This window comes from Lachnospiraceae bacterium (genome assembly GCA_025758065.1).
Lineage (GTDB): Bacteria > Bacillota > Clostridia > Lachnospirales > Lachnospiraceae > Enterocloster.
The window spans coordinates 2159578-2176266 of the sequence record CP107199.1 but is presented as its reverse complement, the minus strand read 5'-3'; the positions used below and the strand labels follow the sequence as shown (position 1 = coordinate 2176266).

General features: G+C 42.7%; 13 protein-coding genes and 1 pseudogene. 7 read left to right on the top strand and 7 right to left on the bottom strand.

Features of this window, described 5'->3' with window-relative positions:
* Positions 1-545: 545 nt before the first annotated feature.
* From fucO to OGM16_10050, 6 genes and pseudogenes are all read right to left on the bottom strand, one after another.
* On the bottom strand, positions 546-1694 hold the full coding sequence (fucO, locus tag OGM16_10075; protein ID UYJ45181.1) for a lactaldehyde reductase: 1149 nt from the start codon (positions 1692-1694) through the stop codon (positions 546-548).
* A gap of 356 nt (positions 1695-2050) precedes the next feature.
* Positions 2051-2506, bottom strand: a complete 456-nt coding sequence (tnpA, locus tag OGM16_10070; protein UYJ45180.1) for an IS200/IS605 family transposase — start codon at positions 2504-2506, stop codon at positions 2051-2053.
* Between the two features lie 333 nt (positions 2507-2839).
* Positions 2840-3405 (bottom strand): annotated as a pseudogene (locus OGM16_10065) (TetR/AcrR family transcriptional regulator).
* A gap of 141 nt (positions 3406-3546) precedes the next feature.
* Positions 3547-5847 (bottom strand): hypothetical protein, encoded by a 2301-nt coding sequence (locus tag OGM16_10060; GenBank protein ID UYJ45179.1) that lies wholly within the window; start codon positions 5845-5847, stop codon positions 3547-3549.
* Positions 5831-8095, bottom strand: coding sequence for an efflux RND transporter permease subunit (locus OGM16_10055; protein ID UYJ45178.1), 2265 nt, complete (start codon positions 8093-8095; stop codon positions 5831-5833). Before OGM16_10055 ends, OGM16_10060 begins: the two co-directional genes overlap by 17 nt.
* A gap of 31 nt (positions 8096-8126) precedes the next feature.
* Complete coding sequence (locus tag OGM16_10050; GenBank protein ID UYJ45177.1) at positions 8127-8981, bottom strand: hypothetical protein; 855 nt, start codon at positions 8979-8981, stop codon at positions 8127-8129.
* A gap of 247 nt (positions 8982-9228) precedes the next feature.
* Between OGM16_10050 and OGM16_10045 the strand changes: the two genes are divergently transcribed.
* The 6 genes from OGM16_10045 (at position 9229) to OGM16_10020 (ending at position 15092) form a co-directional block, all read left to right on the top strand.
* Entirely contained in the window at positions 9229-9825 is a 597-nt protein-coding gene (locus tag OGM16_10045; protein ID UYJ45176.1) for a TetR family transcriptional regulator C-terminal domain-containing protein, read from the top strand.
* Between the two features lie 55 nt (positions 9826-9880).
* A complete protein-coding gene (locus tag OGM16_10040; GenBank protein ID UYJ45175.1) occupies positions 9881-11113 on the top strand; it encodes a class I SAM-dependent rRNA methyltransferase in 1233 nt (410 codons plus the stop codon).
* A gap of 869 nt (positions 11114-11982) precedes the next feature.
* On the top strand, positions 11983-12603 hold the full coding sequence (locus OGM16_10035; GenBank protein UYJ45174.1) for a sugar O-acetyltransferase: 621 nt from the start codon (positions 11983-11985) through the stop codon (positions 12601-12603).
* A 178-nt stretch (positions 12604-12781) separates the two neighbouring features.
* Positions 12782-13243 (top strand): LysR family transcriptional regulator substrate-binding protein, encoded by a 462-nt coding sequence (locus tag OGM16_10030; GenBank protein UYJ45173.1) that lies wholly within the window; start codon positions 12782-12784, stop codon positions 13241-13243.
* Between the two features lie 56 nt (positions 13244-13299).
* Entirely contained in the window at positions 13300-14463 is a 1164-nt protein-coding gene (gene nagA / locus OGM16_10025; GenBank protein UYJ45172.1) for an N-acetylglucosamine-6-phosphate deacetylase, read from the top strand.
* Between the two features lie 188 nt (positions 14464-14651).
* Positions 14652-15092, top strand: coding sequence for a GNAT family N-acetyltransferase (locus OGM16_10020; protein UYJ45171.1), 441 nt, complete (start codon positions 14652-14654; stop codon positions 15090-15092).
* Positions 15093-15134: 42 nt separating this feature from the next.
* Here OGM16_10020 and OGM16_10015 read toward each other — a convergent pair whose 3' ends face one another.
* Positions 15135-15674, bottom strand: a complete 540-nt coding sequence (locus OGM16_10015) for a nitroreductase family protein (GenBank protein ID UYJ45170.1) — start codon at positions 15672-15674, stop codon at positions 15135-15137.
* A gap of 141 nt (positions 15675-15815) precedes the next feature.
* On the opposite strand from OGM16_10015, the gene pdaA reads away from it, so the two are divergent.
* Entirely contained in the window at positions 15816-16688 is an 873-nt protein-coding gene (gene pdaA, locus OGM16_10010; GenBank protein UYJ45169.1) for a delta-lactam-biosynthetic de-N-acetylase, read from the top strand.
* Position 16689: the final 1 nt, after the last annotated feature.

Sequence of the window (16689 nt, the reverse complement as noted above, 5' to 3'; positions counted from 1 at the left end):
TACTCCTTTTTCCTTAAAAAACAGGATGTTTTTGTATTATCAATATTCGGATAATACTGATTTTTTCCTGTTTTTTACATGCGTTTTACCTTTAGTTTACACTTGCTCATTATACGGGATATTTTATCAATCGTCAATATGGATTGTTGGTCGGTTATGTAAAGTTCAGGTAAATTGTTTGTAAACTCGCAGTATGTTATCTATATATAGATAATGCGTTTTTAACGGTTTTGGGGTAAAAAAAGGCCGCACCGAATGGGGCGGTGGGGTGTGAATAGCGTGAATAACCTCCACTTGCAAAGGATCCACTCATGGCCCCGCGCTATCGCGCTCCATTGCCTGCTGACGCAGGCGGGCCATTCGTTAATGGCGCAGAAAAAGCAAATGGCCGTCCCACTTTGGGACGACCGCTTGTGCTTCACTCATGACCCCCGCGCTATCGCGCTCCACTGCCTGCTGACGCAGGCGGGCCATTCGTTAATGGCGCAGAAAAAGCAAATGGCCGTCCCACTTTGGGACGACCGCTTGTTTTTTCTATGCGCTCATTACATTAAAGATAAGTATAAGTTCTTGATGTCTTCAAAGGTCGGATCTTTTGGATTGCCTGGGCGGCATGCATCATCCATTGCGGACTGTGCAAGGAAATCAACGTCTTCTGCCTTAACGATAGCCTTTAAGTCAGCTGGGATACCAACATCAGCAGACAGCTTCTTAACTGCATCTACAGCTGCCTTGCGGTACTCTTCCTGGCTCATGTTCTCTACACCTTCAACACCCATTGCAACAGCGATATCTTTGTATTTGGTTCCTGTGCATGGTGCGTTGTATTCCATAACAGTTGGAAGCAGGATCGCATTTGCAACACCATGAGGAGTATCATAAACAGCACCTAAAGCATGTGCCATGGAATGAACGATTCCTAAACCTACGTTGGAGAAGCCCATACCTGCGATGTACTGTCCTAAAGCCATTCCTTCACGGCCTTCTTTTGTATTCTCGCAAGCGCCTCTTAAGTTCTTGGAGATCAGCTCGATTGCCTTTAAATGGAACATATCAGTCATCTCCCATGCACCCTTGGTGATGTATCCTTCAATTGCATGTGTTAAAGCGTCCATACCGGTAGATGCGGTCAGACCCTTTGGCATAGAGGACATCATATCCGGGTCAACAACTGCGATAACCGGAATATCATGTGTATCTACACAAACGAATTTACGTTTCTTTTCCACGTCAGTGATAACGTAGTTAATGGTAACTTCTGCTGCTGTTCCTGCTGTAGTTGGAACTGCGATGATCGGGATAGATGGCTTCTTGGTAGGTGCTACACCTTCCAAGCTTCTTACATCTTCAAATTCAGGATTGGCAATGATGATACCGATTGCTTTTGCTGTATCCATAGAAGAACCGCCGCCGATAGCGATCAGATAATCAGCACCGGATTTCTTAAATGCTGCTACACCAGTCTGTACATTCTCAATAGTTGGGTTTGGTTTGATATTAGAGTAGATCTCATATGCAAGACCTGCATTATCCAGTACATCTGTAACTTTCTTTGTTACGCCAAATTTGATCAGGTCTGGATCTGAACATACGAAAGCCTTCTTAAAAGCTCTTGTTTTTGCTTCATTAGCGATCTCAGCAATAGCGCCTGCGCCATGATAAGAAGTTTCATTTAATATGATTCTGTTTGCCATGATACACTCTCCTTTTTTTGTGTATATACTCCCTAAAGCTTTCCTGCACCTGCTTTGCGGCCGGTTTTCCGGGAGTACATAAAAATCATGTGTTCCGGGAAGTCCAGAACAGTTTTTTATGTTCTTTTTCGTTTCGTTAATATTATAACAACACTTTTTCCAAAATCATAACCACCCGTCCAACGGGTGGTTTGCACTAGGGCTATAAGCCCTTGTTACTAGGCCAGCGTCTCAAGGCGCTGGCTTTCTCTTTAGACTGTGGGAATTCTGTTTACACAGCCTTCCCACAGCTCCGTTCAAGCCATATTGCTCTTGACTCGTCGCTACCCCTTAAAGGGTATTGTTACTACTTGGCATTAACCCTTAAAAGGGTCTTCATATTCCTTTACACTTAGCTTATCCATTGCTATATCATGCTTTTCCTGCTCTTGGATATATTTTTTTATTGTAGCCTCATTTAATCCTACTGTGCTAACATAATATCCTTCTGCCCAGAAATGACGATTTCCAAATTTATACTTTAAATTTGCGTGTTTATCGAATATCATAAGCGCACTTTTCCCTTTTAAATATCCCATGAATGATGATACACTTATCTTTGGCGGAATACTTACTAACATATGGATATGATCTGGCATTAGATGACCCTCAATAATTTCAACACCTTTATAACTACACAATTGTTTTATAATATCTCTTATATCCGCTTTGTATTGATTGTAAATTATTTTTCGTCTATACTTAGGTGTGAAGACGATATGATATTTGCACATCCATTTCATATGCGCAAGTGAATTTTCTTTCTTCGCCATAAATTACCTTTCCTTTCTGCAATACAGCCTGAACAACTCTATTGTAAACGGAAAGGTGATTTTTTGTATAACAATCGACGCGCACCCGCATAGCGGGTGGTTTATTGTTTCGCCCATCTCCATTTTTCGGAACAACGAAAAACTCCAATGGGCTCAACAGACTAAAGTCCATAATAAAAGTGACAAACTTGCCTGTCTGTCACTTTTTGATAACATTTTTTATTTTTGCATGTAATATTTATTAAAATCGTACATATCACTTTATATACAGCCAGTCGTATTATCTGTATATTGATAATATCGTTTTGTGTTATATATAACAAAGCACCCGGTTTACAGCAGCTTCAGCTCATCAAAAACAGCAGCCAATCTCGGTGGCATGGCCTCTACCAGCTTTTTTGACATTTTCGCAGGTGAATCCTTCATTCCTGTAAGGACCCATTTTACAGTCATGTAAATGGAACCTCTACAATACATTTCCAGAAGAAACTGCAGATCTTCCCCTAAAGGCCTGCTGGTCTTTCGCCCGATCAGATCCTGATAGAACGGAGGATCAGTTCAAAATCATGTTCTTTTAAGGAGTTGCGGTCATCACTGCGAAATGCCTCTGTAAAAAATACCTTTTCATTAACAATAAATTCAAACTTCTGTGTCAGGCTCTCCCCAACTGTATGTCCCATGCCGATCTGCTCAAAAGACTGGAGTACCAGTTTGTCAAAATACCAGTTGATCAGATCATATTTATCTAAAAAATTCCGGTAAAAGGTCTGCCTTGCAACACCGCAGCCTTCTACGATATTTTTTACTGTTATCTTATCCACCGGCATCTGCTTCATGCATTCTTTCATAGACGCTGCCAGTTTGTATTTCGTTTTTTCCTGCTTTCCTACTGTTTCCATGTTTTTCTCCCGCTATATAGCCATGCTATCTGCCCACTGACAGAATTACAGAACAAGACCCCCGGCATGTCATCCCATATGCCGAGGGTCTGTATTTTTTCTGACCCTTATTTCTATCATACCAGAAACAAGAGCAGCTGACTATCTGTTTTTAAAAATTGAGATGATGGCCTTCCACATCTGTACCAGCACATTCCACATCCTTTTTAATGGGCCTTCATTTACCTTCTCTGTCTCTGCATCAGTTTCCTTGTTATCTTCATCATCCAGGCTGATCTCGTCTGTACGCAGGACTACCTGCAAGGTCTTTGGAGCCGGATTTTTATCAGAAGTAAAGGAAACCTTATCCTCTGACGGATCAATAAATAAGAAGCGGTTATCAGTGTCAAATTTATCCAGCTGTTCATCCATAACATCTTTCATGGTACGGCCTGCCGTTCTTACGCCTGTGGTGCTGTCTAAGATGCTAAGGCTCTTATCAAGAAGCTCCATGCTGCCTCTTAAGCTGTTCTTTGCAGCCTCATCTATATCACCGCTGGTAGCTTTTAAGGTATTCTGCACAATGGTCATAGTGCTGATACCCTTATTCATGGCATCTGTAGTGCGGTTTACCAGCTCAGAAAGATCATCCAGGGATGCCTGCAGATCCGGATAATACATATCCAGTGAATCATGAAGAGCAGTCAGGTCTTCAATCATCAGATCCATGCTGTCTGTCAGGTCTGCACCATATTTTGCTGCATCTCCTACATTGTCCATCAGATTAGACGCAACCTGAGTAAATTCACGGCTGTCCTTATCGATCTTGGATAACATTTTATAAAGAGTTACCAGGTCAACGCCGGATGGAGCGCCAACCAGAGGAACCTCATGCTTTTCAATATGAGCCTTGCTAAGTGTCTGGGCATCACTTATGTCTGCTCCATCTGCAGCATCAGAACTGTTATCTGTTCCTGCTGCACTGTCTGCAGTATGGGAACTGTTATCTGCCTCTGCCCCACCGTCTTCATGATCTGCACCGGCCGCTTCAGAAGCCATATCACCACTGGTTTTATCTTCTGTTACTGTATCTGAGCTGTCTGCCTTGTTTATATCAGGATCTTCCTGGTTTCCAGAAGACGTATCTGCCTTGTTTTCCCTGTCATCATCCGGATCATCTGCTATGGTCCTTGTATCTGTATCTTCCAGATCACCCAGATCCAGATCATCCACATCATAATCCTCCAGGCTTGCGATCAGTTCCGGAAGTGCCTCTAAAATCGTAGTCGTCTGCACCTGGAACTGGGCATTATTCTGGATCAGCCATGCCATATCTTCTCTTACATCATCTAACTGTTCCCCTAAAGACTGGGAAGTGGTGCTGATATTGCGGAGACGGTCATACATTTTACGCAGCGGCTGCTGCATATCCCCCATGGTATTTACAATATCACCCATGCTGTTATGTACTGTTTCTGCCGTATCCTTAGCTGTCTGCAAATGAGGGACCAGAGTTTCCAGCTGCTGTGACAATGCAGTCAGTGACTCTAAGGTCTGGTCATTTCCGGCTAATATACTATCTTTATTAGCACTCCATTTTTGTCTTGCACTTTCAGCAGAAGAAACACCGGACTGTACCTTGTTAATGCCATCACGCATGGATTCTACAGATTTTGCCATCTGCTCCAGACTGTCATATAAAGCATCTCCTGCGTCTTTCCATGTATCCTTCGCTTCTTTCAGGTCCTTAATATGGTTCAGGTCATCAATAGTGCCAGGTGCCATTGCCATGATCACACCGGTAGTTTCAAAGCTGTCTGTACCAATACGGACGGTATAATCTCCTTCTTCCCCCGGAAGAGCGGAAAATACAGCTGCTGTGGTAGATCCAAGGCTCTGGATCTGGGCACCATCTGCGTCTACACTGTAGCATTTAGACATATCTACAGGAACTGTCACCATTAACATCATATTATTGCGGTAATACAGATCAGCATTATCATTTGGCGTAGCCTTCACATGGATCTCGATCAGGCCCCCTGCACCTGCCAGTTTGTCACCGTCTGTGGGAACACCGTTTAACTTATAGGACACATCAAAATCCCATGGAAGTACCACCTGTTCATTGTCCATGGTACACTTATAATAAAAACGGCCATTCTGACCTTCCGGCAGGTTCCAGGTCACGCTTCCATCTCCTAAAACCGGAGCATCACTGGTACTCATATTTTCTACATTGATGTAATTTCCATAATCAGTGATCTCACCAAGGCCATTTAAATTTACCCCTTTTACTACGTTTACCTTTGTTGTTTTTCCGTAGTAATCCAGGTTCACATACATGGTCTCATCTACATCTGCACCTGCCGGTGCGCCATATACAGGAACGCTGCCTGCTGATGTGCAAAGCAATGCTGCCGTTAAAACAGAAGCTGTCACTCTTTTTCTAAATTTCATTTCCATCTACCTCCGCTGTCTGACTGCCTCTTCTTGCCAGGGCTGCTGACGCTTTTTTCTTAACTGCCCCAATTCCGGATTTTACTAAGGCTTTCCGCTTTTCATGTCTTCGTTTTAAATACTTCTTAAAGCGGTCCATTTCATTACTTGTGATTATACCGTCACAGAGGACTAGCAGTGCCGGCAAAATGGTAAGTACCAGACACACGCTAAGCAGTGCACCTCTTCCGATCAGATGTCCCAGTCCGCCTATAGCCGCCGTACTGGAGATCATATATACAATATAACCTGCCAGTATCAGGATAGTTCCTGAAGTAAATACCGAGGAACAGGACATAGCCAGCGCCTCCACCACAGCTTCCTTCTTCTTCATGGTCTTTCTGCAGGCCATGTAGTTATTAGTAAGCAGGATCGAATAGTCTACTGTAGCCCCCAGCTGGATACTGCTTACGATAATGTAGCCCATGTAAACCAGCGTCTCGCCAACCAGATAAGGCACCGCCATATTGATATAAATAGCTGCCTCAATAGGGATCATAACAATGATAGGCACCAGTACAGACTGGAAACTGAACATGACTACCACAAATACACTGATCAGGGACAGCACATTAACTCTTGCATTATCCGCTGTGATCGTAGTCTTAATATCTTCCGTAGAAGGTGTTTCACCTACCACATAGGATTCTTCCGGATAATATTTCTTCACAATATCCCGGATATCGTTGGTATACTCAAAAGCCTTGTCACTTTCTGATTTGGTACGTATGTAGATCAGCATACGGCTGGTAGTATCTGTATGTAACTGGCTGGTAATGGAATAAGGGAGAAAATCTTCCGGTACACCTTCCGGCAGTGTGTTTGCCATGGATGTTACACTTTTCACATATTCCAGATCTTCGATCTCATCTGACATTGCCTTTTCAGTAATAGCTGATTTATTGGGATAAATGGCAACCAGCATATTGCTTCGGCCAAATTTCTCATTGATTGCCTGCTCATCTGCATAGACCTGTGTTCCTTCGCTGACACCTACGGCACTGTTTCCAAATAAGAAGCTATTCATTCCCTGGGCTGTATAGGCAAAAGGAACAATCAGGATCAGGATCACCAATGCTATATTACGGATCTTATAAATGCCTCTTCCCATTTTATGGAAATCCGGCAGGAGAGGACGATGTGCAGTCTTTTCATTCCATTTTGCAAAGCGGAATATCATGGCAGGCATGAAAAATACTACAGTCAGGAGGCTGAACACGATTCCTTTTGCAAGGACCAGACCCATGTCAAAACCAATGCTGAATTTCATGAACATCAAAGCTACGAAACCTGCTATGGTAGTAAGGCTGCTGGCAAAAATGGAATTGATCGCTGCATCAACTGCATCTACCATAGCTTCTTCATCAGAAAGCCCTTTTTTCTTCTCCCTGGTAAAAGCATCCAGCAGGAAAATAGAATAGTCCATGGAAGTTGCCAGCTGGAGTACCATTGCCACATTATTGGTCAAAAAGGACACTCTTCCTATGAAAATGTTAGTACCACGGTTTAGCAGGATGGCTACACCCATGACCAGAAGAAACAGGAATGGCTCAGACCAGGCAGTAGTCGTAATACATAAGATCGTAAAAATCATAATAATAGCTACTGTTAAGATCAACTGCATCTCACTAGCCAGATTTTCCTGTAAGGACTTGTTCTGTACCGCCATTCCTGTAAAACAGCCTTTATCTCCTGCAATGTCTTTTAATTCATCAATAGCTGCGGAAGTGCTTTTCGCTGTATTTCCTTCTTTAAAGGTCACATCCATTACCGCATATCCATCTTTATAGTAATCTTCGATGTCTTCTTTATGGATAAAATCTTCGCCAGAGTAAATATTAACAGTACTGTCACACCACAGGATCTGATCCACCCCGTCTACGTTTTCCATTCTGTCTTTGTATTGCTTGGCTTCATACAACGTCACATCTTTTAGCATGATACGGGCTGTTCCGGGATAACCAAACTCGTCTTCCATCTTATTTAAGCCAATACCTGACTGTGCATTATCCGGAAGATACTCGGTCAGATCGTAGTTTACTTCCACAAACAGCATGGCAACTGCACTAAGTAAGCAGGCTGCAACAAACACTGAAACGATCCAGTTCTGCTTTTCAATGATAAATCTGGCCAGCTTGATAGACGTCTTTTCTCCGGAAGCCTTTTCCTTTTTCCCACGCTTCTTTAATGGTCCAAACTTGAATTTCTTTTCCATGATCCTAACTCCTCACATAGATATGTGTTATTTAACGCATAAAAAGAACCATAAACCAATGGTGTCCGTTCTTTTCCTCATGAGCCATACCCATATATCGATAATATTGCAATGTGTATTTTCTGTCTGACTTTGATGTATATTTACGTTCCGTTACATTCATTATCTTGCCATATGCCTCATCCGCATCCTCACAGTCCCGCACATATACCTCCAGGCAGGAAGCATTTTTGCGATAAGGGATCGATGCCAGTGTGTCCTCTATGGTTCCTTCTCCTGTAACCCGTCCGTCTGCATATCCTTTTTCCATGGCTGCTGCCAGACGGCTTTGCGCTATTTTATTTAACTTCATATCCATAATAAAGCCTGCATACCGGTCATAACTGGTGTGGTTGTCGCCGTCATATTCCCGTTCTCTGTCTGGATATGCGTCAAAATACTGTTCTTTCTTTTCATCTCCCAGCTCACTGAAAAGTTCCTGTGTTATATCATCATAGCAGCCTGCATTATAAGCACCTCCGCCTGTATTTTCCAGCCACTTCGCTGTTTTCAAAGCTCCTGAATCTTCAAATTCATATACTGCATTATCTAAAACCAGCTGTCCTTCGTTCATGCCTCCATCTTCGTGGAAGTAATACCATTCATCTCCCACCTTTTCCCATCCGGTGGCCATGGTCCCGTCTTCCTTCATATAGTAAAAGCGGCCGCCGGTATAGAGCCAGCCAATGTATGCCGTACCATCTGTTTTTTTCCAGTACCAGTTCCCGTCAAGATTTACCCAACTGCCATTTGGCTCTGCTGCATATACTGCATTTGCCGGTCCCGCTGCCAGAAAAGCGGCCATCATAATTATAGAAATAGGATATAACCTGCTTCTGCCTTTCATCCTCTCATCTCCTGCTGTCTTTAAAACCTCTGTTTTCGTTTATTGAACTGTTTATTTGTTAATTGACATTTGTTCATTTATTAACTATAATGGATTATACTAACTAATGATGAAAACAACAATGATTAATTTTAATTCTTTTGTTTATTAATCGACATTTTTATAATGTATGTTAATAAAAAAAGTATTAAAATACTGTAAACAAATTTGAACGAACATGGAATACAAAAAGGGGGAATTTCTTATCATGAGTACAGAAGCAGTAGATCGACGGATACGGCGTACCAGAAAGCAGCTGCGGGAATGTCTTGTTACTTTATTAAAGCAGAAAAAGGTACAGGATATTACTGTCCGTGAACTAACTGAACTGGCCGATCTGAACAGAGGAACTTTTTATCTTCATTATAAAGATGTATTTGATCTTCTGGAAAAAACAGAAAGTGAGCTTTTAGATAATTTTAACCAGCTGGTCATGAAACATGACGCAGAAGAACTGAAAAAACATCCTTATGGTATTTTTGTAGAGATCTACACGCTGGCCTATGACAACGCCGACCTGGTGGAAATATTATTAGGCGAAAACGGTGACTTAAACTTTATGAACCGCTTAAAGCAGCTGATCCGTGATAAATGTCTCCATGACTGGATGGAAGTATTCCGCACCGGAAATCCCGCTATCTTTGATGCCTACTTTTCTTTCATTGTATCCGGCTGTGTAGGACTGGTGCAATACTGGTTGAAAACAGGTATGAAAGAAACGCCGGGACAGCTGGCAAAACTGACCGAACAGGTGATCCGTAAAGGTATCGGAGTACTGGACACAGACCCTTTTGCAAAGGTATAATAAACCCTGGAAAAACAACCAGCGCCTATACATTCAAAAACCGAGGAGAAAACAAATGAACTACGAAGATTTATTTAAAGAAACTGCCTGTGTACGTATAAAGAAAGGAACCGGACGCACCTTAAAGGCCGGCGGCGCCTGGATCTATGATAATGAGATTGACGCCATTTCCGGTGATTTTGAAAATGGTAATCTGGTCACTGTAGAAGACTTTGATGGCTATCCTTTGGGACATGGCTTTATCAATACAAGATCCAAACTGACCGTACGCATGTTATCCCGCAAAAAAGATACTGTAGTCAATGAAGATTTCATCGAACAGAGAGTCCGCACTGCCTGGGAATACAGAAAAGCTACTACTGATATCTCCAGCTGCCGCGTGATCTTCGGCGAAGCAGATTTTCTGCCTGGTATCGTCATCGATAAGTTCGAAGATGTTTTAGTAGTAGAGTCCCTGGCACTGGGAATCGACCGCTTAAAGCCGGTGATCTTAGATAAATTAAAGAAAATCCTGGCAGAAGACGGTATTTTGATCCGTGGCATTTATGAGCGAAGCGATGCAAAAGTCCGCCTTCAGGAAGGTATGGAGCGCTTCAAGGGCTTTATTGGTGAACCATTTGATACCAAGGTGGAGATATGTGAAAATGGCGTTCACTACATCGTAGACGTAGAAGACGGCCAGAAAACCGGATTTTTCCTGGATCAGAAATACAACCGGCTTGCAGTACAGAACCTGTGCCGCAATCTGAAACCTGCAAAAGTATTAGACTGCTTTACCCATACCGGCTCTTTTGCTTTAAATGCAGGTATTGCAGGATCCAAAAAAGTCCTGGGGGTGGATGCTTCCCAGCTTGCCGTAGACCAGGCAACAGAAAATTCCCGCTTAAATGGCTTAGAGGATCATGTAACCTTCCAGTGCGCCGATGTATTTGACTTGCTTCCTAAATTAGAACAGGAAGGTGAAAAGTTTGATGTAGTCATCCTTGACCCGCCAGCCTTCACCAAATCCAGAAATTCCATTAAAAACGCAGTAAAAGGCTACCGTGAGATCAATCTCCGCGGCATGAAGTTAGTAAAAGACGGCGGCTACCTTGCCACCTGCTCCTGCTCCCACTTCATGGATCCGGAACTGTTCACCAAGACCATCCGTGAAGCCGCTTCCAACGTCCACAAGAGACTGCGCCAGGTGGAATACCGCACCCAGGCAGCGGATCACCCCATCCTTTGGGCGGCAGATGAGTCTTATTATCTGAAGTTTATTATTTTCCAGGTGGTGGATGAGAAGTAATGATGAACAACCAGGAAAACAGTAAAAAATTATAATGAACTAATAGAATGATTAAGGTGTCAAAAGGTAGTTTTTTACAATTTTCTAAGAAATAGAGGAATTCAATCCCAAAATGTTTTGATATTTATGACTAAAGTGGGATTTAGTTCAATAGGGTCCGAAAGGGCTCCTCCATGTATAAACGCATTCACGTAATTTAGGACCTTTTGTTCCGCCGCCAGTTAGACAGGGCTCCGGCAAACTCACACGCTTCGCGTGTTCAAACAATGCCTCCACCCTGTCCGCTATGCTCACAAAAGGTCCAAAATTGCCTAACGAATGCTTATTATACATGGAGGAGCCCTTTCTACTGTATTGGATATGTCACATAAAAAATGCCGTACTTAAGTACAATCCCCCTCCTGCATGAAAACTGTTTATTGGTTTGCTCCTACATTTTTTATTGCCAATAACGTAGAAAGCCGCCGGTGCACATGACAGAATAAGCATTTGTTTGAAAATCCGTGAGTGGGCGCGCATAGCGTCAGAACGGAGAACCACTGTTTGAGCACGCAAAGCGTGCGAGTTTGGTTCGCATTTCTGACAATAAGCGGCGCAAGTCCACGAACAAAGGATTTTCTCCCAAATGCGCATCTGTCATGTGCACCGGTGGCTTTCGGACCTTAGTCAACAATATCCCAATTTTGCAACTGGACAAAGATAACTTTTTGCGAATGGTAGTGCAAAACGTTATTTTTTGAATATAAGCATAAATAAAGCATATAAAGTTTTGAAGAAATGCGCATAATGTAAAATCTTGCATTGATTCATATGAAATAATGTAATAAAATACATTAATTCGTATGAATTTAAAATTAAGAGGTTAAGCAATGATAAATAAAACCGAATGGGACAGAATGATCCAGGGAAAATTATATAATCCCTATAAAGTTGGCGGAAATACCTTTGAAACCGTTCATGCAGCACAGAAAAAATTTAATGAATCAGAATACTGGCATGATAAAAGTGCTTTTGAAGAACTGAAAAAATGTTTTAAATCCGCTCCTGATGATATGCTACTGACACCTCCTGTTTATTTTGACCATGGAAACAGAATATCATTTGGAAAGCATTTTTATGCTAATACAGATCTGACTATATTGGATGAAAATTATGTTACCTTTGGAGATAATGTATTTCTGGCTCCTCACATAAGCATATATACAGCAGGTCATCCCATTGATAAAGATGTGCGTAACCTGGATCTGGAATATGCTAAACCTGTAACCATAGGCGATGATGTCTGGATCGGTGGAAATGTTGTGATCAATCCAGGCGTTACCATAGGAAGCAATGTAGTGATCGCTTCTGGATCGGTTGTAGTAAAGGATATCCCCAGTCACGTAGTTGCAGGCGGGAATCCCTGTCATGTAATACGGCAGATAACGGAAAAGGACAGAGATAGCTGGCATGCTCAGTTAAAAGACTACGAGAAAGATATAAAAGAGTAAACTTTATAACTTCTTTTTTAAATAACACCCGCTCCAAAACAAATTCAACAATACCCAGCCAATCCCGGTAGCCACTGCTACTGCATTTAACTGAAACCGGCTTACAAATGTCCATGACAGGATCACCCGCAGAGTAATGTATCCCACAGCCTCTATAAAGGGGATATAGCTCCTGCAGATGCTTTCCTTTCACCAGGCAGATTTCTGTCTTATCAGTGAACGTGAAGGCGACCACAACTGGATCTTACTGCGAAATGATCCCATGGTAGCCCTTATTCCACCTGGACACCCACTAGCAAAAGAAACATCCGTTCCCATGGAAGCCTTTGCTGTAGAATCCTACATCCAGACCTATCCGGGACAGGACGTAGACAATGCCCGTATTTTCTCCCGCTGCCACATTACTCCCAACACCCAGTTTTCCACTATGGACATTAACGCAACCTATTCCATGGTAGAAGCCGGTCTTGGCATCGGCATCAATAACCAGGTCAACAGTTATCTCTGGCAGGACCGGGTGGTGCACCTTCCATTAAAACCGACCCAAACCATGAATATTGGACTGGCTTATGAAAAGAACATCTCACTGGCTTCACAGGCCTTTCTTCACTTTATAAAAGATAAGTTGCCTGAATATTGAAAAAAGCTCCAAATTTCGGTACACTAGAGAAAGATACAATAGGAGGGGTTACTGCTATGATCATTGATAATGTAAAAGTTTATACACCAGAAAAGACATTTGTAAACGGCGGTATCATTCTTGAAAATGACCGCATCTGCCATATTTATACAGCAGAAAATAAGCCTGCTGATGGCTATCTTTCAGAAAATGATGTTCTGGATGGAGAAGGCGCCTATGCCATTCCAGGGCTGATTGACCTGCATTTCCACGGATGCAAGGGGGATGATTTCTGTGACAATTCCATGGAAGCAATAGAACGGATCGCAGAATACGAAGCTTCTGTGGGAGTAACTGCCATTGCACCGGCTACCATGACACTTCCTGTAGAGGAGCTGGTAGATGTTTTAAAAACTGCCGCACAGTACAAGCATGAAAAGCACGACTATAAAAAAGCTGACCTGGTAGGCATAAACATGGAAGGGCCTTTTATCAGTCCTGTGAAAAAAGGCGCCCAGGATGACCGGAATATCCTTCCATGTGATACTGCCCTTTGTGAACGCTTCCTGGAAGCCTCAGAAGGCCTGGTCAAATTTGTAGGAATTGCGCCGGAGGAAAGCGAAAATTCTCTGGAATTTATCCGGCAGATGAAAGATAAAGTAGACATCTCACTGGCTCATACCAATGCAGATTACGATACTGCCCTGGCGGCTTTTAACGCAGGGGCAAACCACGCTGTCCATTTATACAACGGTATGCCGGAAATCCTTCACCGGGCTCCCGGAGTTGTAGGCGCCGTATTTGACAGCAAACATGTTATGGCAGAGATCATCTGTGACGGCATCCATATCCATCCGTCTTCTGTACGTGCTACCTTCCAGATGATGGGAGCAGACCGTATGATCCTGATCAGTGACAGCATGAGAGCCACCGGTATGCCTGACGGCCAGTATACTTTAGGCGGACTGGACGTAAAAGTAGTCGGAAAACTGGCAACTCTGGTTTCTGACGGGGCCATTGCCGGTTCTGCCACCAACCTTGCTGACTGTATGCGCACAGTTGTTAAAAAAATGGACATCCCACTGGAAACAGCGGTTGCCTGCGCTACCATCAATCCTGCAAAGAGCTTAAAGATCGATGACGAATACGGCTCCCTTGAAAAAGGTAAAAAAGCCAATGTGGTGCTTCTTGGGGCGGATCTGGAACTAAAAGCAGTTATAAAAGATGGAAAACGGATTTAAAAATGTACTCTCGGAATCTTTTTGTACTTGATTTTGCGAGAAAATTTTTTGTCAGTTGTGCCCAAATTTTTGAGGCGTTGGCGTTGCGTCCGCCTCTAAAATTCGGGTGCGACTGGCGGAAAATCGGCCGCAAAAGCAAGTGCATGAAAGACTCCGAGAGTACGTAAAAATGAAAGAGAGAAAAAAACATGACAATCATACGACCCATGCAGCCTGCAGACAAAGAAGCGGTTCTTGCAATGATGGAAGTTTTCTACACTTCCCCGGCCGTTTTCACCAATGGCTCTGCCACTATTTATTCCAATGATTTTGAAGCCTGTGTAAGCGATAATCCTTATCTGGAAGGTTATATGTTTGAAGAAAACGGGCAGATCCAGGGATATGCCATGACCGCCAAAAGCTTTTCTACGGAATTTGGCCGTCCCTGTATCTGGCTGGAAGACATTTATATCAAAGAAGCTTTCCGGGGTACTGGTATCGGAAGCCAGTTTCTTGAATTTATTGGAAACATGTATCCTGAGGCAGTCCTTCGTCTGGAAGTAGAAGAAGAAAACGGCAGAGCCGTTAAAGTCTATGAGAAAAATGGATTTAACGTCCTGCCGTATATGGAAATGAAAAAACTGTTGTAATAACCACAAACTTGTTTTGAAAAATTGATTTCAAAATTTAATTTAGAAGAATTTTGCTATATCCTCTACATTCTTCCTTGTCGGCATTTCAGGTCTGATCGCTCCGTATCCTACTGCGATCACGGAGACAACTTCCTGGGATGCCGGGATTTCTAAGTATTCACGAAGCTTTTCACTGTCACGGATCCCCATGATCAGAGTATCTAAGCCCATATCCTTTGCCTTCAACACCAGGTTTTCGTTCTGAAGTCCCAGATCATAACAGCCCCAGCCTTCACCTACTTCATTTTCAGCTACGCCTTCTCTTGAAAAACCGGAACGGGTTTTTACAAAAGCCGTAACAATAAGTACTGGTGCATTTGCACTGTTTTTCTGGTTAAATTCCGGAAGGCAGTCTTTTTTCACTTTTTCCAGCATTTCCGGTGACATTACCACATAATATCTGCCAGTCTGGGAATTTTTCCAGGATGGAGCCATCTGGGCAAAACGGATCATTTCTTCGATCTGCGCCTTTTCTACTGTCTTTCCTTCTTCATAAGCTCTTAAGCTTCTGCGTGCCATAAGGGTCTGGTTAAATTCCATAATAGTTCTCCTTTACATTCTTATGTACTCTCGGAATCTTTATATAATCCTGAAATCTTTTACTTTCTAACAGGGAGTATAACATATCCGGAGCCTCTTTGGAATATACATACACCAATCTCTTTTATCTGGAGTTTCCCTATGGGTAGTTTTATAAAAAAATGGTTCCATCTGGTTTTGATCTTTGTTTTTGCCTATCTGGCAGGAAGTCTGGCCGGTCATGCTGCAAACCAGTTTCTTTCCGTTGATGGATCTTCAAAAAATGCAATCCAGAAATCCTCTCCAAAGCCAGTAGCCTTAACAGAAAATGGTATTCCCATTTATTCTGCCTCTGCTGACGGCAACTGGGGCTTAAGTTTTCCAAATCCCGGTCAGGCTCCCGTTGGAAATACAACAAATGACTATTTAAAGCAGTTTAATGCCTGTTATATGGGAGAGCCTGGTGAAAAAGTGCTCTATCTCACCTTTGATGCCGGTTATGAAAATGGAAATACAGGAAAAATATTAGATGCATTAAAAAAGCATGGAGTCCATGCAGCCTTTTTTATAGTGGGAAATTATCTGGAAACAAGTCCTGAACTGGTAAAACGGATGGTAAATGAAGGACATATTGTTGGCAATCATACATACCACCATCCGGACATGTCAAAGATCTCTGACAAAGCAAGTTTTGAAAAAGAATTAAAGGATCTGGAAACCTTGTATACACAGGTCACTGGCCAGACCATGAAAAAATATTACCGGCCGCCTCAGGGAAAATACAGTGAAAACAACTTAAAAATGGCTCAGGAGATGGGATACAAAACCTTTTTCTGGAGCCTTGCTTATGTGGACTGGTATCAGGATAAACAGCCCTCAAAAGAAGAGGCGTTCGAAAAACTGTTAGGCCGTATCCATCCCGGAGCCATCGTACTGCTTCACAGCACCTCAGATACTAATGGTGCTATCCTGGATGAACTTCTTACGAAATGGGAAGAAATGGGATATCATTTCGCCACATTAGATGATATCTGAT

Coding starts and splice junctions, on each gene's coding strand:
- OGM16_10015 (UYJ45170.1), bottom strand. CDS start 15,674: ATGGAATTTAACCAGACCCTTATGGCACGCAGAAGCTTAAGAGCTTAT.
- fucO (UYJ45181.1), bottom strand. CDS start 1,694: ATGGCAAACAGAATCATATTAAATGAAACTTCTTATCATGGCGCAGGC.
- OGM16_10060 (UYJ45179.1), bottom strand. CDS start 5,847: ATGGAAATGAAATTTAGAAAAAGAGTGACAGCTTCTGTTTTAACGGCA.
- pdaA (UYJ45169.1), top strand. CDS start 15,816: ATGGGTAGTTTTATAAAAAAATGGTTCCATCTGGTTTTGATCTTTGTT.
- OGM16_10055 (UYJ45178.1), bottom strand. CDS start 8,095: ATGGAAAAGAAATTCAAGTTTGGACCATTAAAGAAGCGTGGGAAAAAG.
- OGM16_10020 (UYJ45171.1), top strand. CDS start 14,652: ATGACAATCATACGACCCATGCAGCCTGCAGACAAAGAAGCGGTTCTT.
- OGM16_10040 (UYJ45175.1), top strand. CDS start 9,881: ATGAACTACGAAGATTTATTTAAAGAAACTGCCTGTGTACGTATAAAG.
- OGM16_10035 (UYJ45174.1), top strand. CDS start 11,983: ATGATAAATAAAACCGAATGGGACAGAATGATCCAGGGAAAATTATAT.
- OGM16_10030 (UYJ45173.1), top strand. CDS start 12,782: ATGCTTTCCTTTCACCAGGCAGATTTCTGTCTTATCAGTGAACGTGAA.
- nagA (UYJ45172.1), top strand. CDS start 13,300: ATGATCATTGATAATGTAAAAGTTTATACACCAGAAAAGACATTTGTA.
- tnpA (UYJ45180.1), bottom strand. CDS start 2,506: ATGGCGAAGAAAGAAAATTCACTTGCGCATATGAAATGGATGTGCAAA.
- OGM16_10050 (UYJ45177.1), bottom strand. CDS start 8,981: ATGAAAGGCAGAAGCAGGTTATATCCTATTTCTATAATTATGATGGCC.
- OGM16_10045 (UYJ45176.1), top strand. CDS start 9,229: ATGAGTACAGAAGCAGTAGATCGACGGATACGGCGTACCAGAAAGCAG.